This is a genomic window from Herbivorax alkaliphila (genome assembly GCF_030848475.1).
Taxonomy (GTDB): domain Bacteria; phylum Bacillota; class Clostridia; order Acetivibrionales; family Acetivibrionaceae; genus Herbivorax.
On the sequence record NZ_JAVDDS010000006.1, the window covers coordinates 49,850 to 71,338 of the forward strand.

The 21,489-nt window shown below is 33.0% G+C and carries 16 protein-coding genes and 1 riboswitch; of the genes, 11 read left to right on the forward strand and 5 right to left on the reverse strand.

Features of this window, described 5'->3' with window-relative positions; translation table 11 throughout:
• Positions 1 to 89: 89 nt before the first annotated feature.
• Together pflB and RBH29_RS03400 are read right to left on the reverse strand one after the other, a co-directional pair.
• Complete coding sequence (pflB, locus tag RBH29_RS03395) at positions 90 to 2,321, reverse strand: formate C-acetyltransferase (RefSeq protein ID WP_306695144.1); 2,232 nt, start codon at positions 2,319 to 2,321, stop codon at positions 90 to 92.
• 123 nt (positions 2,322 to 2,444) lie between these two features.
• A riboswitch (ZMP/ZTP riboswitch) is annotated at positions 2,445 to 2,524 on the reverse strand.
• A 67-nt stretch (positions 2,525 to 2,591) separates the two neighbouring features.
• Entirely contained in the window at positions 2,592 to 3,833 is a 1,242-nt protein-coding gene (locus tag RBH29_RS03400; protein ID WP_306695145.1) for a 6-phosphofructokinase, read from the reverse strand.
• Positions 3,834 to 4,182: 349 nt separating this feature from the next.
• Between RBH29_RS03400 and fba the strand changes: the two genes are divergently transcribed.
• From fba to RBH29_RS03440, 8 genes are all read left to right on the forward strand, one after another.
• Complete coding sequence (fba, locus tag RBH29_RS03405) at positions 4,183 to 5,112, forward strand: class II fructose-1,6-bisphosphate aldolase (protein ID WP_306695146.1); 930 nt, start codon at positions 4,183 to 4,185, stop codon at positions 5,110 to 5,112.
• A gap of 209 nt (positions 5,113 to 5,321) precedes the next feature.
• Complete coding sequence (locus tag RBH29_RS03410) at positions 5,322 to 6,671, forward strand: peptidylprolyl isomerase (protein WP_306695147.1); 1,350 nt, start codon at positions 5,322 to 5,324, stop codon at positions 6,669 to 6,671.
• A gap of 100 nt (positions 6,672 to 6,771) precedes the next feature.
• On the forward strand, positions 6,772 to 7,764 hold the full coding sequence (locus RBH29_RS03415; RefSeq protein WP_306695148.1) for an acyl-CoA dehydratase activase-related protein: 993 nt from the start codon (positions 6,772 to 6,774) through the stop codon (positions 7,762 to 7,764).
• The gene (locus RBH29_RS03420; RefSeq protein WP_306695149.1) at positions 7,736 to 8,851 is read left to right on the forward strand and encodes a CoA protein activase; all 1,116 of its coding nucleotides are present in this window, start codon (positions 7,736 to 7,738) and stop codon (positions 8,849 to 8,851) included. The genes RBH29_RS03415 and RBH29_RS03420 overlap by 29 nt, the downstream gene beginning before the upstream one ends.
• Entirely contained in the window at positions 8,820 to 9,809 is a 990-nt protein-coding gene (locus RBH29_RS03425) for an acyl-CoA dehydratase activase (RefSeq protein ID WP_306695150.1), read from the forward strand. Before RBH29_RS03420 ends, RBH29_RS03425 begins: the two co-directional genes overlap by 32 nt.
• Positions 9,810 to 10,243: 434 nt before the next feature.
• Positions 10,244 to 11,626 carry an ABC transporter substrate-binding protein gene (locus RBH29_RS03430; RefSeq protein ID WP_306695151.1) on the forward strand — a complete coding sequence of 461 codons (1,383 nt, stop codon included), beginning with the start codon at positions 10,244 to 10,246 and terminating at the stop codon, positions 11,624 to 11,626.
• A 109-nt stretch (positions 11,627 to 11,735) separates the two neighbouring features.
• Positions 11,736 to 12,650 (forward strand): carbohydrate ABC transporter permease, encoded by a 915-nt coding sequence (locus tag RBH29_RS03435; protein ID WP_306695152.1) that lies wholly within the window; start codon positions 11,736 to 11,738, stop codon positions 12,648 to 12,650.
• Positions 12,651 to 12,668: 18 nt separating this feature from the next.
• A complete protein-coding gene (locus RBH29_RS03440; RefSeq protein WP_306695153.1) occupies positions 12,669 to 13,547 on the forward strand; it encodes a carbohydrate ABC transporter permease in 879 nt (292 codons plus the stop codon).
• Positions 13,548 to 13,684: 137 nt separating this feature from the next.
• Here the strand turns inward: RBH29_RS03440 and glgP are convergent, their stop codons facing one another.
• Positions 13,685 to 16,252, reverse strand: coding sequence for an alpha-glucan family phosphorylase (gene glgP, locus RBH29_RS03445; protein WP_306695154.1), 2,568 nt, complete (start codon positions 16,250 to 16,252; stop codon positions 13,685 to 13,687).
• Between the two features lie 354 nt (positions 16,253 to 16,606).
• Complete coding sequence (locus RBH29_RS03450) at positions 16,607 to 17,146, reverse strand: DUF3267 domain-containing protein (RefSeq protein ID WP_306695155.1); 540 nt, start codon at positions 17,144 to 17,146, stop codon at positions 16,607 to 16,609.
• A gap of 269 nt (positions 17,147 to 17,415) precedes the next feature.
• On the opposite strand from RBH29_RS03450, the gene RBH29_RS03455 reads away from it, so the two are divergent.
• Positions 17,416 to 17,817 (forward strand): putative ABC transporter permease, encoded by a 402-nt coding sequence (locus RBH29_RS03455; RefSeq protein ID WP_306695156.1) that lies wholly within the window; start codon positions 17,416 to 17,418, stop codon positions 17,815 to 17,817.
• 88 nt (positions 17,818 to 17,905) lie between these two features.
• Here RBH29_RS03455 and RBH29_RS03460 read toward each other — a convergent pair whose 3' ends face one another.
• Entirely contained in the window at positions 17,906 to 18,652 is a 747-nt protein-coding gene (locus RBH29_RS03460; RefSeq protein ID WP_306695157.1) for a hypothetical protein, read from the reverse strand.
• 281 nt (positions 18,653 to 18,933) lie between these two features.
• Here RBH29_RS03460 and RBH29_RS03465 point away from each other — a divergent pair, with 281 nt between their 5' ends.
• Together RBH29_RS03465 and RBH29_RS03470 are read left to right on the forward strand one after the other, a co-directional pair.
• On the forward strand, positions 18,934 to 19,878 hold the full coding sequence (locus RBH29_RS03465) for a hypothetical protein (protein WP_306695159.1): 945 nt from the start codon (positions 18,934 to 18,936) through the stop codon (positions 19,876 to 19,878).
• A 192-nt stretch (positions 19,879 to 20,070) separates the two neighbouring features.
• Positions 20,071 to 21,435: a TrpB-like pyridoxal phosphate-dependent enzyme gene (locus tag RBH29_RS03470; RefSeq protein WP_306695161.1), complete on the forward strand. Its 1,365-nt coding sequence runs from the start codon at positions 20,071 to 20,073 to the stop codon at positions 21,433 to 21,435.
• Positions 21,436 to 21,489 lie beyond the last annotated feature (54 nt).

Here is a 21,489-nt window from a genome sequence, read left to right on the forward strand (position 1 = left end):
ACTCTAAATGTTTGATTCATAAAAAACTAGCTGCAAAGGCAATTGATTAGCCTTGCAGCTAGCTTTTTTAATGCCCAACCTTCACCCAGTTACATTGCACCGTGAAAGGTTCGAGCTATAACTTCAGATTGTTGTTTTGGAGTTAGCCTTATAAAGTTAACTGCATAGCCTGAAACCCTTATAGTAAGCTGTGGATAATTGTATGGATCCTTCATTGCCCTTTCAAGTACAACCTTTTCAAGTACGTTAATGTTGATATGATGGCCTCTTTGGGCGAAGTAGCCATCTAACAATGCCACAAGATTATTGATTCTTGAATCTGTATCTCTTCCCAATGAACGAGGCACAAGGGTCATTGTGAGAGATATTCCATCTTTACAGTATTCATATGGAATTTTTGCAACTGAATTTAAAGCGGCCAAGGCACCTAATTTGTCTCTTCCATGCATTGGATTTGCACCTGGTGCAAAAGCATCACCTATTTTTCTTCCATCAGGAGTAGATCCTGTTTTCTTACCATAAACAACATTTGATGTTATAGTGAGAATTGAAAGAGTGTGCTTTGAATTTCTATAAGTTGAGCACTTTCTTAATTCTGTATAAAAGTTTCGTACTATATCAATTGCAATGTTGTCAACTCTATCATCGGCATTGCCAAATTGAGGATAGTCGCCTTTAATTTCAAAGTCAGTTATAAGACCTCTTTCATCCCGTATCGCTTTAACATAAGTGTATTTAATAGCACTTAATGAGTCTGCAAGAACAGAAAGACCTGCTACACCAAAAGCCATAAATCTTTCAACTTCTGTATCGTGAAGTGCCATCATAAGTCTTTCATATGCATATTTGTCATGCATGTAGTGGATAACATTCATTGTATTTACGTATAATTTAGCAAGCCATTTTTGGAGTTGTTTAAATCTGGTTAAAACTTTGTTGTAATCTAAATACTCATCTGGATAAGGCTCCATTTCAGGAGCAACCTGTTCACCTGTTACTTCATCCTTGCCACCATTTAAGGCCAGAAGCAGAAGCTTAGGAAGATTACAACGTGCCCCAAAATACTGCATGTCTTTTCCTGTACCCATGGCAGATACACAGCAGGAAATACTGTAATCATCGTTAAAGTTAGTTCTCATAAGATCATCATTTTCATACTGAATTGCACTTGTAACCATAGAAACCTTGGCACAAAACTTTTTAAAACTTTGTGGAAGTCTGTGGGACCATAGTATTGTAATGTTTGGCTCAGGAGCAGGGCCTAAGTTAAACAGAGTTTGAAGAAAACGAAATGAAGTTTTGGTAACCATATGTCTTCCGTCCTCACACATTCCACCTATAGATTCGGTTATCCATACTGGATCACCTGCAAATAGTTCATTATAGTCGGGAGTTCTAAGATGTCTTATCATTCTTAATTTTATAACAAATTGATCAATTAACTCTTGTGCGCCCACTTCAGAGAGAGTTCCTTCATGTAGATCCCTTTCTATATATATGTCAAAAAAAGTACTTACTCTTCCAAGTGAATTTGCAGCACCGTTAGTTTCTTTTATTGAGCCAAGAAAGGCAAAATATGTCCATTGAACAGCCTCCAAAGCATTTTTGGCAGGTTTTGAAATATTATATCCGTATTCTTTAGCCATTTGAGCAAGTTCTTTTAAAGCATTTATTTGTTCAAAGACCTCTTCTCTTAACCGGATTACTTCTTCAGACATATCCATATCAAGAAGTTTGGTTAAATCCTCTTGCTTTTCGCTTACAAGTTTGTCAGTGCCGTAAAGGGCAACTCTTCTGTAATCTCCAATAATTCGACCCCGCCCATAAGCATCAGGAAGACCTGTAATAACGCCACATCTTCTTGCCAGTTTCATGTCATCTGTATAGGCACTAAAAACACCATCATTATGTGTTTTTCGATACTTATTAAAAACTTCATCAATTTTAGGAGAAAGCTTGTAATTGTATTTTTCGCAGGACTGCTTTGCCATTCTGATACCACCAAAAGGGATAATAGCTCTTTTTAGCGGACTGTCTGTCTGAAGTCCTTTAATCACCTCATATTTTTTATCAATATATCCTGGTGGATGACTGGCAATACCAGAAATTGTGTCAGTGTCAATATTTAGAACACCGTCTTTTGAATGTTCCTCTCTAAGAAGCCTTTTACACTTGCTCCATAATTTTTTTGTTTTTATACTTGCCTTAACTAAAAAATTCTCAGAATCATCATAAGGAGTATAGTTTTTTACTATAAAATCACGTACATCAATACTTTCCTGCCACATGCCGGATGTGAAATTTCTCCATGCTTCAAACATAATATACCTCCTTCCAAAGCCCTTAAAGGAAAACACAGGGGTGTTTCCACCGAGTTCTGTAATAGTACTTTAGTTACTTGAAGTCTATTAAAAGACTTCAAAATAAAAGACCACCTGAGCACTATCAAATGCCCAGGCGGTCGGCAACTTTAAAATCATACTCCATGTGGTAAACTCCACTTCCGCCAGTTGTATGATTTAAATTATTAATTTTTAACTGTGATTAAATTATATCACATATTAAGCCTAAATGCAATTAATGCAGATTAATTACTTCTTAGCCAAAACCTTCTTTAACTTTGAAAACCTTGGCAATCCATCTTCTAGTGGAGGTGTTGACTCTCCCTGAATCAATGGAAGGGCATATTTTACAAAGTCTTCTGTAAGACCATTTCCTTCTTTGTTTATCCACTCTCTTGGAACTGTTTTTTCTGTATTTGCAACATCATCTAATTTAATAAGCTTGGTGTTACATTTGTATTCACTGCCTTCTTCTCTTTCAAAGGCAACCATATAGTCAGTTTTTCCTTCAACAGCATTCTTAACAGCTTCTTGACCTGCCATATATGATTCATTTACATCTGTTAAAGACCCTAAATGAGCGGCACATCTTTGAAGAAGACTAAATTCAATTCCACGAACCTTTGTGTTCATCTTTTCTTTAGCAGCATTAGCTAATATTGAAGCTGCTCCGCCTAATTGTGCATGTCCAAAAGAATCCTTTGAAAGGTTAGCGCCCATTTCAGCAATGTATCTTCCCTGTTCATCTTTACATCCTTCTGAAACAGCTACGATAACTTTACCATTTTTCTCATAAACTTTATTTGTTTCTTCAAGAAATTTTTCCATGCTAAATGGAATCTCGGGAAGATAAATTAAATCAGGTCCAAGTCCTTTATGAGCTGCTAAAGCAGAAGCAGCTGTCAGCCATCCAGCATTTCTTCCCATAATTTCGAAAATTGTTACCATACCAGTATCATAAACTCGTGCATCAAGATATACTTCCATTATTGATGTTGCAACATATTTTGCAGCACTTCCATAACCAGGACAGTGATCTGTTCCCCATAAATCGTTATCAATTGTCTTTGGAACACCCATTACGTTACATTCGTAACCAACCTTTTGCATATATTTGCTTATTTTATTACAGGTATCCATTGAGTCATTTCCACCGTTGTAAAAAAAGTATCTGATATTATACTTTTTAAAAACTTCTAAAAGCCTTTTGTAATCAGTTTCATCATCTTCGGCACTTTTCAACTTATATCTTACAGAACCAAGTGCAGAAGATGGAGTTATTTTTAAAAGATCCAGCTCATATTTATCTTCCTTACTCATGTCGTAAAAATTTTCTTCTAAAATACCTTTAATTCCATGAGCAGCACCGTATACTTCAGTTATACAGTCTTGTTTTAAAGCTTCCTGTATAACACCTGCTGCACTAGAATTTATAACCGATGTAGGACCACCTGATTGGCCAAATATACATGCACCTGTTAATTTGCTCATACTAATACCTCCTAAAAATTTAATAATATATGTAACATTTGTATTTTTACAAGTGTTTATATTACTGAGTTTAAACACAACCACATAAAAATATAACATAATAATGTATAAATTGCAATTGAGGTTGATAAAAATTTATCAATTTATTTTTAATTCTAGCTTGATTTTCATTTTGAATCTGATAAAATAAAAATGATAAAAACTTAACAATAAGCGTTTAATATCTGTATGTTAAAAAAGTGCATAGATGATTTTAAAGAACACTTATTGAAAGCAATTGGACGCTGTTATATTAATGTAAACATTTATTCTGCGTTCAATTAATTTTACTATATAAGGAGTGGGAAATATGGGTTTGGTTACAAGCAAAGAAATGTTTAAGAAGGCATATGAAGGTGGATATGCTATAGGAGCCTTTAATGTTAACAACATGGAGATAGTACAGGGAATTACAGAGGCTGCCAAAGAAGTTAAAGCGCCTTTAGTTCTTCAAGTTTCAGCAGGAGCAAGAAAGTATGCAAATCATACATACTTGATGAAGCTTATAGAAGCTGCAATTGAGGAGACTGGTCTTCCAATATGTGTTCATCTTGACCATGGTGACAGTTTTGAACTATGTAAGTCCTGTATTGATGGAGGTTTTACATCTGTTATGATTGATGGTTCTCATCATTCTTTTGAAGATAACATCAAAGTGACAAAGCAGGTTGTTGATTATGCTCATGATAAGGGAGTAACAGTTGAAGGTGAATTAGGAAGACTTGCGGGTATAGAAGATGCTGTAAATGTGTCAGCAGAAGATGCAGCATTTACAGATCCTGATGAAGTTCAAGAATTTGTTGAAAGAACAGGAGTTGACTCATTAGCTATTGCTATAGGTACAAGTCATGGTGCCTTTAAATTTAAGGGTGAACCAAAGTTAAGATTTGATATTTTAGAAGAAGTACAAAAAAGACTACCAGGTTTCCCTATAGTTTTACACGGTGCATCATCAGTAATTCCTGAATATGTTGAGATGATTAACAAAAATGGAGGGAAAATTCCTGGTGCCCAAGGTGTTCCTGAAGATATGCTTAGAAAGGCAGCTTCAATGTCAGTTTGTAAAATAAATATAGACTCAGATTTAAGGCTGGCTATGACAGGTACTATAAGAAAGTGCTTTTCTGAAGACCCAGCTCAGTTTGATCCAAGAAAGTATTTAGGTCCAGCAAGAGCATCAATAAAAGATTTAGTAAAACATAAAATAATCAACGTATTGGGCTGTGATGGGAAAGCTTAAAAATTAAATATTTTTACCTTATTCTAAGACTCCAACCTCTAGAAGGTGGAGTCTTTCTTAATGCCTAAGAAAGTGCATTGCTTTCTGGCATCAAAAAAGTCTACCGATAATATATACACCCCCCGAGTTCATATAGCATTGAAAAAATGAAGTATCAAGGTTATAATTATGGTATTATAAAAAACCAATTGAGCTGGGGGTAGTTTTAAATGGGCAGAAGAAAAACAATATTTTTAGCATTAACTCTTGTGGTGGTTGTATTTGCATCTACAGGAGCATATTTTTTCCTGTCAGGTGAAAAAGAGGACATTGAAGAAGGCTCAAAGCCATTTGGACATGAAGTTCTTAAGATAGATGGGAATTTTGTAAGTTCGGAAACTTTTATATCAGAAAGAAATGCTTTTTTTGAAAGACATAAAAGAAACCCTGAGATGCTACAAAAAGGTGATGAAGAGCGAAACGATATGCTTCTTGATCAGATAATTGAAAACATTATACTTGACGATTATGCATTTGAGAAATCAGGAATAGAAGTTGCAGATGAGGAAGTTGATGAGTATATATCAAGATTTATAGATGAGAGATATTCAAAACCTATGGAAAGAACACAGTTTATGACAGCACAAGGTTATAAAGATGAAGAAGAAATGCGAGAAGGAATACATGAATATATTTTAAAGCACAAATTATTTCATAATGCAGCTATTGATTATGGTATATCTGTAGATAAAGAAGAAATTGAAAAAAAATACAAAGACCATAAAATGCAAAACAAAAAAATTGATTACAGGCATATATTTATTTCTCTAAATGATAGAACAAAAGAAGATGCATTGACAAAAGCTGAGGATATTTATGAACGTCTTTTAGAAGGTGAAGATTTTGAAGAGATGGCCAAAGAGCACTCTGAAAATGAAGAGACATCAGAGGACGGAGGGTTGGTTACTGATGCAATTTTTGCAAGAGTTCATCCAGAGCTGAACAAACATGTATTTAGTGCACAAGTTGACCAGCTGTTAGAGCCAGTAAAGATCTCAAATGGATATGAAATTGTTTATGTTAAAAGTGCTGTAGAGTATTTTAGAACGATAGAAGAGTATGAAGAGATGCTTGTTGTAAATGAGTTCCTCAACTCTGATGAATATAATAAATGGATAGAAGAATTAAAGAAAAATTATGAGATTGAGATTTTAGATCCAGAAATGAAAGCTTACAGGCTTTACAGGGATGAAAATTATAATGAGGCTGCAAGTATGTACGAAGAACTGTACAAAGATGAATCTAAAAGTTATTATATTGTACGGGCAATGGACTCATATACATTAGCTGAGAATTGGACAGATTTGGTACGTTTGAGTGAAAAGGCAATAGAGGATGAACCTGACAATATTATGAATTATTTAAATGGTGCAGTAGGATATTTTAGAGTAGGTGATAAAGAAAAAGCATTAGAGCTTTTACAAAAATCAGAAGAAATGTCTGGAGACAATTTATATTGGCAGGATATGATTAATAATACTTATAATAGACTGGGGCTTACAGAATATATGAAAAAATAAATATGACCTTATAATATTATCGGTTTCCTTTAAGGAAACCTTTTTTTTATGAGTATAAAAAAAGTATATACGCAAATAATAGCTTTTGAGGTGTTTTAGTATGAATAAAAAAATAGGAATACCAAGGGCATTATTTTATTACCAATACTACCCTTTGTGGAAAGTTTTTTTTGAAGAACTTGGAGCAGAGGTGATAGTATCTGATTATACAACAAAAAAAATTGTGGATGATGGTGTGAGCTTAAGTGTAGATGAAGCATGTCTTCCTGTAAAATTGTTTTATGGTCATGTTTTAAATATTAAAGACAAAGTTGATTATTTGTTTATACCAAGAATGACAAGTATATCTAAAAATGAATATATATGTCCCAAATTTGGTGGATTACCTGACATGATTCGAAACACAATGAATAATCTTCCAGAAATAATAGACGTAGAAATAAATTTAAGGAAGTCTAATGGGAATGTTTTGAAAGCTATTATAGAAATAGGAAAATTTTTCACACAAGATGTAAAGAGTATAAAGTATGCATATGAAAAAGCCTTAGAAAACTACAATCAATTCAAAAAAAGGGTAAGACAGGGGATAGTACCTACTGATATTTTAGAAAAAAAATTTAATGTAATAAAAAATAATAGTGAATATAAACTTAACATTGCATTAATAGGGCATGTATATAATATATATGATAAATACAGCAGCATGAACCTTATAGAAAAGCTTAAAAATGATGATATAAATATAATAACTATTGATATGATTGACAGTGAAATTATTAATGAGAATGTAAAGGCTCTTAAAAAGCAGATGTTTTGGAACTACGGAAGGAAAGCCATTGGAACAGCACTGCATTTAATAGAAAGAGATGATATTGATGGAGTAATATATTTGATGGCTTTTGGTTGTGGTATAGATTCATTTGTATGTGACATGGTAGAGAGAAGAATTAGAAAGAATTCTGAAATTCCGTTTATAGTGCTCAATATTGACGAACATTCAGGAGAAGCTGGTATGAATACAAGGTTAGAAGCATTTACTGATATGATAAGATGGAGGTATAAAAATGAAGATAACGTTTCCGCATATGGGTAATACATATATTACCGCAAAAGCTCTTTTAGATGACTTTGGAGTTGATTATGAAATACCTCCTTTTAACAATAAAAAAGCGTTGGAAACAGGTACAAAATATGCACCTGAAATGGCATGCCTGCCATTAAAAATGAATCTAGGTAATTATATAGAGGCCAGCAAAAAGGGAGCAGATACAATATTGATTATGGGGGGATGCGGGCCTTGTAGATTTGGTTATTATTGTGAAATGAGTAGAGAAATCTTACAGGACAATGGTTATAATATGGATATATTGACTTTAGAATTACCAAATGGAAATATAAAAGGGTTTATAAAAAGAATAAAAAAGCTTACAGGTGGATTAAATATATTCAAAATTATAAAAGTTTTAAAAGACACCGTTTTTGTATCAAAAAAAGTAGATGAATTAGAGAGATTAACATTTAAATTTCGTCCTATAGAGGTTGAAAAAGGTTCTGTGGACAAAATATATAAAGAGTTTCAAAATAAAATTTTAAAATCAAATGGTTCTAAAGAAATTTTAAGATTAACAGAAGAAACAAAAAACAAAATTTTAAAATTAAAAATAGATAAAAAAGCCAAGCCTATAAAAATTGGAATAGTAGGTGAAATATATACCACAATAGATTCCTTTACTAGTTTTAATGTTGAAAAAATATTAGGTAATATGGGAATTGAAGTTGACAGGTCAATAACAATAAGTGATTGGATTGTTGAGCATATATTAAAAGCAGTTTTGCCAATTAAAAAAGATGATTGTTATAAAACAGCTGCAAAGCCTTATTTAGGTGCAATGATTGGCGGTCACGCTCAGGAAACAATAGGAAACACAGTAATATATGCTGAAAAAGGTTATGATGGAGTAATTCAAATTTATCCACTTACATGTATGCCAGAAATAGTTTCAGAGAGTATACTTCCGTCTGTGGAAAGAGATTTAGATATTCCTGTATTAACTTTAATTATTGATGAGCTTACAGGGGAAGCTGGATATATGACCAGACTAGAGGCTTTTATAGACTTACTTGAAAAGAGAAGGGAGAGAGCAGAAATTGGAGATAAATTCATTTTATCTGGGAATTGATGTTGGATCAGTTAGTACAAATCTTGTAGTTGTAAATGAAAGTGATGAGGTAGTGGAGAATTTATATTTAAGGACAGGAGGTCAGCCAATTAATGCGTTAAGAAAGGGTATGGAATCATTAAAAGAAAAGTTTGGGAAAGATATAATAATAAAAGGAGTTGGAACAACTGGGAGTGGGCGACAGCTGGCAAATGTCATAACAGGTGCAGATATCGTAAAAAATGAAATCACTACACATGCTGTTGCTGCTCAAAAGCTTGTGCCAGGTGTAAAGACAATTTTAGAAATAGGTGGACAGGATTCAAAAATAATATTATTGAGAAATGGAATTGTATGTGATTTTGCAATGAATACAGTTTGTGCTGCTGGTACAGGGTCTTTTTTAGACAGGCAGGCAGCGAGACTTGAAATATCAATTGGCGAATTTGGCTCTTTGGCGTTAAAATCAAAATCTTCTGTTAGAATTGCCGGAAGATGTGCAGTATTTGCCGAATCGGATATGATACACAAACAACAGACAGGTCATAGCGTGGAGGATATTGTAAACGGATTGTGTGAAGCACTGGTAAGAAACTATTTAAATAATCTTGCAAAAGGTAAGGAGATAGAAGCCCCAGTTGTATTTCAGGGAGGAGTTGCTGCAAATATTGGAATTGTATCTGCTTTTGAAAAAGCAATTGGTAAAAAGATTATAATACCTTCGTATTATGATGTTATGGGGGCATATGGAGCAGCACTAATAGCAAAAGATAAGATGAAGTCAGCAACTAAAAACACTAATTTTTATGGATTTGAAATGATAAAAAATGAATACAAGGCCAAAAGCATAGAATGTAACGATTGTTCAAATCTTTGTGAGATAATTGAAATTTCTTCAAATGGTGAAGTTTTAGCTAGGTGGGGGGATCGATGTGGGAAATGGTCAAATATTAAAAAACAAAGTGAAGATGCTGGATAAAATTTGATAAAAACACTAAAAAGATAATATTCGAAATTCATTTACATTTTCGTTCATAAATTCATAATTAATTATGTATAATCTCAATGATGATGTGTTTTTGGCAGAAAACCTATATTATACGGCGTTTTAGACACCTTGACATATTTAAAGATTACACGTATAATTTAACTTATAATTTAATGGGTTATTGACAAAGAACAAAAATAATAATAAAATACACTTAGTTTTAGTTAAGTTGCACAAAAATAAAATGAGTTGTACAAAAATAAAGAGTATTGTGATTGAGTTTTAAAGAATACATATATAGTATGAAAATACATTTTGGAAAGTATGTATTTGTGAGAGGGTATATTAAGTATGCGTTAAACGTACACAATTCCGATTATGTAGTACGTTTAATATAAAAAAACATTAAACAAGGGGGAACCGAAATGAACAAACAGTATATTAAGAAAGGTGTAGCAGTTATACTTAGTGCAATTATGACAGCTTCGCTTTTAGTTGGTTGTGGTGGAGAGGACACTCCTCCAGAACCGGCTGATCCAACGCCAGTAGAGGACGAAAATGGTGATGTTGGTGATGATGTTGGTGATGATGACAAGGAGTTATCTGGAGAGCTTACATTTATGCACTTTAATCCAAATGAAGGTCCTGCACTAGCAGAAGCATTTGAGGCTAAACATCCAGGTGTGAGTGTGGAAGTTGAAATTGTAACTGACGAAGAGGATGCTTATCTTAATGCAATTACACAAGACATTAGGTCAGGAGGAAATGTTCCAGATGTATTTGCAGCAGAGGTGGCTTTTGTTAAGAGACTTGTTAACCTTGAAGGTGGATATGAGGATTTATCACAACCGCCTTACAATGCAGATCAGTTAGATGACAAGTTACTTCCTTATACGCTTGAGGTTGGAACATGTGATGATGGTAAAATAAGAGCATTGTCTCATCAGGGAACTCCAGGTGCTATTGGATACAAGAGAACTCTTGCACGTGAGCATCTTGGAACTGACGACCCAGATGAAATATCAGAGATGTTTTCAAGTAAAGAAAAAATACTTGAAACAGCAGAGACATTAGGTCAAGCAGGTGTAAATATTTTCCCAGCATGGGATGAACTAATGAGAATATACCTAGGTTCACGTGACCAGGGCTGGGTTGTAGACAATAAACTTGTAATTGACGATAAAGTACATGAAATGATTGACATTGCAAAAGAATTAAGAGATAGCGGATATGACGGAGAAATGAGAGCTTGGTCTTCTCAATGGACAGCAGCTATTGAAGACGAAGAAAACTTTGCATGGGCAATTCCTACATGGGGATTGAGATGGATAATTATTTCTTCAATGGAAGATGAATTAGACAATCCTATGGCTTCAGCAGGTGAATGGGGATTAGCACATGCTGCTACACCATTTTCATGGGGTGGAACATGGATTGGTATGTCCCAAGACAGTGAGGACAAAGAACTTGCTTGGGAATTCATTAAGTTCCTAACTCTTGACGAAGAACAGGCTGAGGCACATGCAAGAGAAAGTGGAGACTTTACAAGTAATATAGCAGTAATAGAAAAGCTTGCTAATGATGATGAATTTGAACATGAGTTAATTGGTCAAAATCCATATGCTTTCTATGAGCCAATGATAGACGAGATCAGTGGTGATATTATAACTGAGTATGATGGTACTATTGAAGATGCTTTTACATCTGCAATGGATTCATTCTTAGAAGGTAGTCTTACAAGAGATGAAATGATTGACCAGTTTAAGAGAGACGTTAGAGAGGCTTTTCATGATTTAGAAGTTGACTAATTTTCGGTTATTAATATGGAATTTGTTAAATAGTATTTTATTAGTACATTGCCCTATTGCCCAATGTGGGTAGTAGGGCAAAGATTTTGAGTATAGGAGGGTGTATCCTTTGTTTAAAAATGCATTAAAGGCTGATAAATACGCCCATTGGGGATATATATTCATTTTTCCTTTTTTCGTGGTAATGGCTATATTCTTGTTATATCCAATAGTGAATACACTTATTTTAAGCTTTACCAGCTGGGATGGATCAAGAGTTCCTGCAGAGTTTGTAGGTTTGGATAACTATAGACGTTTACTAGAAGATATTATGTCTGGAGGAGCTTTTATAAGAAGTGTGGGAAACACTTGGATAATGTGGATAATGAATGTGATACCTCAGTTTATAGGGGCGTTAGCATTGGCTGTGTTACTAACAAGCAAAAACTTTAAGGGAAAAGCAGTTTTTAGGGCAATTTTTTATTTGCCAAATCTTATAACTATGGCATCAGTGGGGGCGTTGTTTTTATTTCTACTTGAATATCCAGGTGGAGTGGTTAACAATTTATTACTTGACTTAAATGTTAGAGATGAGCCGTTTCATTTTCTTCAAAACGTTTGGGCAACTAGGATAACAGTATCTTTTGCATTGACGTGGATGTGGTTTGGATATACAATGATAATTTTTATGGCTGGAATAAAAGCTATACCTGAAGAATATTTTGAAGCTGCAAGAGTTGATGGAGCAAGCAAATGGAAGGCATTTGTCAACATAACGCTTCCGTTACTTAGGCCTATAATGATGTATCAGGTTGTTACATCAATAATTGGTGGTCTTAGCATGTACGACTTGCCTTTTGTTCTTACACAGGGAACTGGTGGGCCTGGGGGGGCAGCCACTACAATGGTTATGAACGTCTACAGGCAGGCTTTTAGAAATTATCAGTTTGGATATGCGTCAACAACTGCCATTGGATTATTTATTCACATATTTATACTTGTATTTATCGCCATTAAAATTTTAAAACCGCAGGAGAATGATTAAAAGAAAGGGGGGAAAGGAATGAAAAGTAATTTATCTACTGATAAAAACACAAATATTAAAAAAGTTAATACAACTTCTAAAGTTGATATTCCTAAGATATTAATCTATATAGGACTTTTCTTGTTGGCTGTGCTTTGCTTTTTGCCATTTTACTTTATGATGATTAATGCAACTCATAGTAATGCAGATATTGCACGGAATCTTAACTTATTGCCTGGCACCAGAGCCTGGATAAACTACCAGACAATGAGTGAGAGGATTAACATATGGAGAGGTTTTTTAAATAGTATTATTATTACGTGTTCAGGTACTGCTTTGTTAGCCTATTTTGGTACTGCAACTGCATATGGTTTTTCAAAATTTAAATTTCCAGGAAGCAAAGCATTATTTTGGGTAATATTAAGTACAATGATGGTACCACCTCAGTTAGGTGTTATTGGTTTTTACGATGTAGTTTTTAAGTTGGGTTTACTGGATAACTTTTTGGCATTAATATTACCAATGATGGCAAATGCTCAGTTTGTATTTTTTGTTAAACAGTATATGGATTCAACTTTACCTAAGTCTATACTTGAGTCTGCAAGGATAGACGGAGCATCTGAAGTTAGAATATTTAATAAAATAGTATTACCTTTATCTACTCCCGCAATTGCAACAATGGGAATGTTTGCTTTTATCTTTCAATGGAATCAGCTTTTGATTCCGCAGGTAGTTTTAAGAAGTAGTAATCTTAGAACTGTTCCAATTTTAGTCGCAAATGCAAGGGGAATATACCGTACAGATTTTGCTCCTGCATATATGGCTGTTTCTCTTTCGGTAATACCTCTAATAATTGTATTTTTATTCTTTTCTAAGCATATAATTGGAGGGCTTACAGCAGGAGCTGTTAAGGGTTAATTTACTTTAAAGAATATAAACTATTTATAAAAATAGATGTAAAAATTTTAAAATGGTCAAATAAAAAGTTAAAAACAATAAAATAAAGCTCAACACATGTATGTGTTGAGCTTTATCGTTGTTAAAATTTAATACATTTACTGTACTGCCCATCTTATTAGTGGGAGATCAAATGGACTCATTAAATCAGGATGACTTGGTATTACCCTGAATGTATAACCATATTCTCCTCCTTCGTATAGAGTTATTTTGGCAGTATACCTGTAAGTATTGTCAGATATTTTTTCTTCTAATTGCATATCGACTATATGTGGATTTTCTATGGCATTTTCATTTCCTATATCACCATAATAAACCTGAACCTTTATATTTGATGGTTCTAAACTACCTAGTTTTACTGTTGCGTGTATAGGTATTGTTTCTCCTGATATAAAGTTCTTGTTGTTTAATTGAGTTACTTCTTTGTCTGGAATGATATCCACCTGCGGCCATTCCTTTTCAACATGTTGTTTCCAGTTAGATAACTCGGATGCATATTTGAAATTGCTTGAAATTTGTTTTTCAACTCTGTTCATAGAAGTAATATAATACTTGTTTGTGTAATCTTGAACCATTCTATGAGTGCTAAACAAGCCTGTATTTGATTTTATAGATTCCTTCATAATTTCAACCCATTTTTCAGGGATTCCCTTGTCATTTCGCTCAAAGAAAGCGGGAACAATTTGTTTTTCAAGTGTGTTGTAGATTGATTCGCTGTCTGCATTATCCTGATGGTATTCATTGTCATATAAAGTTTCATCACCAATAGCCCATCCATTCTTTCTGTTATAGCCTTCACACCACCAGCCATCTAAGACACTGAAATTGATAATTCCATTAATGCAAACTTTTTGACCACTTGTGCCACTAGCTTCAAGAGGACGACGTGGGTTATTAAGCCATATATCCACTCCCTGTACTAGATTTCGGGCAATTGTCATATTGTAGTTTTCGATTAAAATAACTTTTCCGTGAAATCCTTCCTGTTTTGATATATCATTGATGTGTTTGATTATTTCATGTGCAGGTCCATCAGCAGGATGAGCTTTTCCTGCAAATATAATTTGAACAGGTCTTTGTGGATTATTAAGTATTTTTTGAATTCTAGCTACATCTCTGAATATTAAATTTGCTCTTTTATAGGTTGCAAATCTTCTAGCAAAACCAATTGTCAGGGCATTAGAATCAAGTAGAGTATCAACTTCTTTAACTTTCTCAATTGATTCATTATTGGCAATTCTTTGTTCTTTGATTTTTTCACGAAGAAATCCAATCATTTTTGTTTTTAATACACAATGGGATTTCCACAAGTCTTCATCAGGAATATCATCCACCTTATCCCATGTATTTCTGTCATAAAGCTTTTCCTGCCAATCATTGTCAAGGTGCTTATCGTACAAATACTTAATTGTTGGTGACAGCCAAGTGAGAGTATGGATACCGTTTGTAACGTGCCCAATAGGAATTTCTTTTTCAGGAATTCCAGGCCACACATTTTTAAAAATATTTCTAGATACTGCACCGTGAAGCTCACTTACTCCATTCTTCTGACCTGATAGACTCAGAGCTAAAACTGTCATGTTAAAGTTTTGATGGTCGCCAATTTTTAATCCTAAATCCAAAAACTCATGTCTACTTACGCCAAGTGAAGGCCAATAATGACTAAAATATCTGTCAATCATATCTAGTGGGAAAACGTCATTTCCTGCAGGTACAGGTGTATGGGTAGTGAATACAACTGAAGATGCAATAACCTCTTTAGCTTGATTAAATGGCAGTTTCTCATTTTGCACAAGTTTTCTTATAAGTTCAAGACCTAAAAAGGATGAATGACCTTCATTCATATGGAAAACAGTAGGTTTAATTCCTAAAGCGTCAAGAACTCTAGAACCACCAATACCAAGAAAGATTTCTTGTTGAATTCTGGTTTCCTGATCTCCACCATACAATCTTGAAGTAAGTGCTCTATCGTGATGGCTATTGTGTTCATGATCTGTGTCCATTAAATATAGTTTTATTCGACCAATTTGTACATGCCATACCCTAGCGAAGACTATCCTTCCAGGCAACTCTACTTCTATAGTAAGCTGGTTGCCATCCTGGTCTAAAGTTGGTTTAACTGGCAGATTAGATGTATTAAGGTCAGTAAATATCGTTTCCTGCCATCCATCTCCGTTAATATGTTGGCTGAAATACCCTTGCTTGTAAAAAAGACCAATTGCAGTAAAAGGTATTCCTAGGTCACTAGCAGACTTACAGTGATCTCCTGATAGAACTCCCAGTCCACCTGAATAAACAGGAAGAACCTCATTTAAGCCGTATTCAGCGGAAAAGTATGCAACCATGTGGTCCTTTTTATCTGGAAAGTTTCTGTTAAACCATGTATCGGTTTCTTCCATATAGGACTCATATTTTTTTACCACATCCTCATATTTTTGCATATAATCAGGATCGTTAACTTTTGCTTCTAGCTTTTTCTGACTAACTTCTTTGAGAAATCTAACTGGATTCTTTCCAAGTTTTTCCCAAAGAGCAAGGTCAATTTCTCTGTAAAGGTCGATTGCATCGGAATTCCAAGACCACCATAAGTTAAAGGCAATGTCTTTTAATTTAGATAGTTCATTAGGTATAACAGCAGTTACAGTTATTTTTCCAAAAAGATACATAGGCACCCTCCATTTTTAGTTTATGATATATTATTATCCTTTTTCCAATAATAAATAACATATAATTTTTAAATATATTATATTTTTAAACAGAATATTAAAATTATGCTTAAAACTTTATAACAATGTGATCTCCTCAAGAAATAAAACTAATAATAGAAAAGATTACCTGAATACTTACTAATTATATTATCATATCTTTTAAAAATATGGTAGGGGGTTTTTAAAAAAAATAAAACTTTTTTATTTCAATCATATCTCTAAAACCCCAATACAAAGGCAAAATAGAATAGTTGAACTTTTAAAGCATTATTTAACAAAATCATGTATCGTTTAAAAAGCTACTAATTTAAGCTAAAGTTTTTTGTACATTAAAAAGCCATAACTTGTGTCTTTTATTTTACATTCACTACCTTTAATAAGCATATAACTAAAAAGAATAATATCGCCTACAGAACTTGATATGTTGAATATTGTGCCCAATATAAAATAAAAGTAATAATCTTTAAATATATAAGATAAAACTGACAAAAAAATAGTTAAAGACAATAGAGGTAAAAGCATAATCACAAACATTTCTATAACTCTATATGAATTTCCCGAAATATCCATTGTGTATATATTGAGATGCTTAAAACCAAATTTAAGCCTAGCACCAAAAATTTTATAGCCGATACCGTGTATAAGTTCATGTAGTGCTATTATAATTACAAGAAAAAAGAACATTAAAGATATAGAACCAATGTTTGAAAAATATTTTAAATAAACATCGTATAAATTTAGATGGTATATTTTAAAAAACATAGCTATTGCTACAACAAAAACCAATAAAGATATTGAATTTATTACAAATGAATTTAGTTTATTCAGTTTAAATTCTCCAATTTTAGTCAAATCAACACCCCGTTTTAGTAATCAAATCTAAGGTTTATAATTCTCAAAAGAAACCAAATATATTCGTAAATAATAATTAAAAATATTAAGTTTAATCTACAAGAGTTTAAATTTAGAAGTTTTTATGCTATCTAAAGACTTTATCTAGAGTCAAAATGTTTACATTTAGTCTAAATAGATTATTTTTTTAAAGTTTTAAATAGCAATTAAATCTAATTGAACAATAAATTACAACTGTTAAAAAGTTTTATCATGTTTAAAATATAAATATGTTAAAAAGATTTATAATTTATGGACTAATTGGATGGAGCATAGAAATAATATGGACAGGTTTGCATTCTCTTCTTTTTGGAGATATAGTAATGCAGGCATATACAAATTTATGGATGTTTTTTATATATGGATGTGCAGTTTTTCTTGAACCCTTACATGATATCATGAAGGAATGGAGGTGGCCAGTCAGAGGATTTTTGTGGGTCATTATAATATGGGGAATAGAGTATGCCAGTGGAACAATTCTCCTTAATTTATTAGGAGAATATCCATGGTACTACTCAGGCACATTTGCTATAGATAATCTAGTTAGAATTGATTATGGACCAGCTTGGTTTGTAGCAGGATTAATTTTTGAACGTATCCACCACACTTTAGATATGTACAATATTGCATAAAAAGCCGCCATTTTATACAAATGGCGGTACTGTCCTTAATTTATCCTTTCATTCACATAAATAACATACACCCACGTGCATCAGTGTATTAATTTATACCAGGCAGATTATTTTTTAAATCTTCTGTTGGATCAGCTGGCACAGGAACGTCAACTTCTGGTAAATTAGTTGATGGGTCATCAGGTTCGATATTTCCAGGTGAGTTGTTTATTTCGTCTTCAAAATATGAATTAATATTTTTATTTTCTTCATTGAGTTTTTGAAGGTTTTCAAATGCTTTTTCTTCTATTTTACTTACAGTTATAATTATGTCTTCTTCAATTTCTGAAAGCATTTCATCTTTTTTTTCAATGTATTTATTTTTACTATCTAGATAAGTATAAATATCTAGATTCAGCTGCAACGATAGCAAGTATTCATTAAATATTTCTTCCATGTTGTTAAAGTCATCTTTCAACTTAATTAAAAAATATACTGCTTTTTGAGTATCTATTTTTGATAAAAGCTCAGAGTATTTTATAGAATCGTCAGTTGTATTTAGGTCAGATTGAGTGCTGATACTATTAAAGGTTTGTATTTCATTTAGTTGAAATACAATTCTATTAACATATGCTTCAAAAGATTCAATTTCGTCGTCAGAAAGTCCTTCCTTTTCTATTTTTTCCTCATAATTGATGGCAGTGCTATCTGATGTAGACTCACCATTATTTGTAGCTTCATTTTCAGATGTTGTTTCATGATTAGAATTGTCAGTATTGCATGCCGAAAACATAAGAGACATAGCTAAGCAAACTGTAAACATAATTACAAGTTTTCTATTTTTCATATTAGTCATTCTTAATACCTCACTTTTTTTAAGTATAAAAATTTTGCATCAAAAGCATGTCACATATGATTGTAACAAAATGTATTAAAACAGGCAAGAGAAGAAAAAGTGAAGTTTAGAAAGACAGGAAAGATTTATTAATTTTTGAATTTAGGCTTGGATTTTTTGATAATTTAAGGTATAATAAGAGATAAATCTAATAAATCTATTATATATATAATAATTCTTCGAAGCCCTTCGATGTAGCACCTCGTCATATCTATCTTTCGTAATTTAAAAGGGGTGATGTCATGGATAATAAAAAAGAAGCACTAAACTCAGCTAGTGAAGGAATGAAGGGTTTAGTCGATATTATTTCATCTAAAGTTTCATCAGGCCAAAGCCAAGGGAAAGAGCTGTTTTCTAGTTTGTCTAAAAATTTAAAAGGTAGTATTTCTGACAAATCAGAAAGAGCAGCAGATTTTATCAATTCATTGAAGAAAGATAAAATAAGAAATTTAGAAAGGCTTTTGAAGGTTGACAAAAAGGATCTTATGGCATCTAACAAAAAAAATTTCATATACAATAATGAGTCAGGCAAAATGATAATTGTGGAAAAAGATATATGGGGTGATCCTTCTACTGTAACGATAAAGGATTCTAATAAAGTTGAGTTAAGGACAGTTAAGTTTTTCAAGAATCGTCCATATTTATTTCCTCCATTTAGCGAAAAGAAAATAAATGGAGAGATTGTATTTATTAATGAAAAAGAAATTTGGTATAGGAATAAAAATGACGTTACAGTTGTTCTTTTTGACGATGAGACTCCAGACTTTTTAAACATAAACTTAAAGGAAGTTAAAGGTCTTAAGGAAAAAGATGTTTTAAGTTATATTGAAAAATATAAAATGTTATATGTGGATAAAAAGTTAAATAATTTATTAATAACTGAAAGAAAAATCGAAATAGATGATATTTTTAAAATACGTTCTAGGTATACAATTTATAAAAATGATAATGGTGATTATAAAGTGCTTTTATTCGATGAGTTTAAAACACTGGAGAAGGAACTTGTTATAAAAAAGATACCTGAGTTAAGTGAAACTGCAATGGCGTTGCTTTTTTCAAAAGATATTGTTGAATATATTATTTCAAAAGGGTATGCTTTTGAAAACTTTAAGCAGTCTGGCAATTACATAGAGTATTGGCAGGATATAGGATCTAATAAAATTTGTGTTATGAGAGTAAAAATTTAAGATAAAGTCTAGCTGATTTTTATGTTATGCTTGGCAAGGAGGAATTCCTTGCCAAATTTTATGCAAAGTTTTGGAACAAAGAGAAGGACTTCGTACTGCTAGTATATATACTTCAAAGATTGCTGTTGAATGTTGCTTTTCTTTTTAGTAAAATATAAGTAAAGCTATTTTTGGTGAGGAGAGATGAGAGAGATGAGTAAAAAAGATGTGAGAAAAGTGATTTTAGAGGAGAATGAGATTCCTAAAAAATGGTATAACATACTTGCGGACATGCCTAATAAACCTGACCCATATGTTAGTTCAATGACAAATAAAATTGCCACCCCAGATGAACTTCAGGCTATTTTTCCAAAGGAATTAATTAAACAGGAAAATTCTAGCGAGAGATGGATAGATATTCCTGATGAAGTTAGAGAAATGTATCGTCAGTGGAGACCAAGTCCATTATATAGGGCTGAAGGGCTGGAAAAGTTGCTTGATACACCGGCAAGAATCTACTATAAGTATGAGGGGATAAATGCTACTGGAAGTCATAAGCTTAATACTGCTATTCCACAGGCTTACTACAATAAGATGGCAGGTATAAAAAAGCTTTCAACTGAAACCGGTGCTGGTCAGTGGGGAAGTGCATTAAGCCTTGCATGTAATCACTTTGATTTAGATTGTTCAGTTTATATGGTTAAAGTCAGTTATCAACAAAAACCTTACAGAAGATCATTTATGCAAACATTTGGTGCTGATGTAATACCTAGTCCAAGCAATTTGACTAAATGTGGGAGAACTATTTTGGAAAAAGATCCGGATTCCACAGGTAGTTTAGGTATGGCGATAAGTGAAGCTGTTGAAGTTGCAGCGACTAATGATGATACAAATTATGCATTGGGAAGTGTTTTAAACCATGTAGCTTTGCATCAGACTGTTATTGGACTTGAATCTAAAAAACAACTGGAAACGTTAGATGAATATCCAGATGTTGTTTATGCGTGTTGTGGTGGAGGAAGTAATTTTGCAGGAATTGCTTTTCCATTTATCAGTGATAAATTAAATGGAACCAATATCAGATTGGTTGCCGTAGAGCCTACAGCTTGTCCTACACTTACTAAAGGTGTTTTTGCATATGATTACGGAGATACTGGAAAAGTTGGACCGATAGCTAAAATGTATACTTTAGGACATGATTTTGTTCCAGCTGGTATTCACGCAGGAGGGCTTAGATATCATGGACAATCTCCAATTGTAAGTCAACTTTACCATGATGGTATTATAGAAGCACAGGCTGTTGCTCAAAAAGAAATTTTTGAAGCAGCACTTCAATTTGCTCAAACAGAGGGTATAATACCCGCTCCAGAGTCAGCACATGCTATCAGGGGTACAATTAATGAAGCTTTAAAGTGTAAAGAATCAGGTGAGTCAAAGGTTATTCTTTTTAGTTTAAGTGGACATGGCTATTTTGATATGGCGGCTTATGACAATTATTTAAGAGGAAAGCTTGTTGATGTTGATTATTCAGATGATTCAATAAAAGAAAGTATGAAAAATTTGCCGGATATTAAATAAAAGTTATGAATTGTTATTTTTTATTTTAAAAAAGAAATCTGCCTTTGTGGTAGA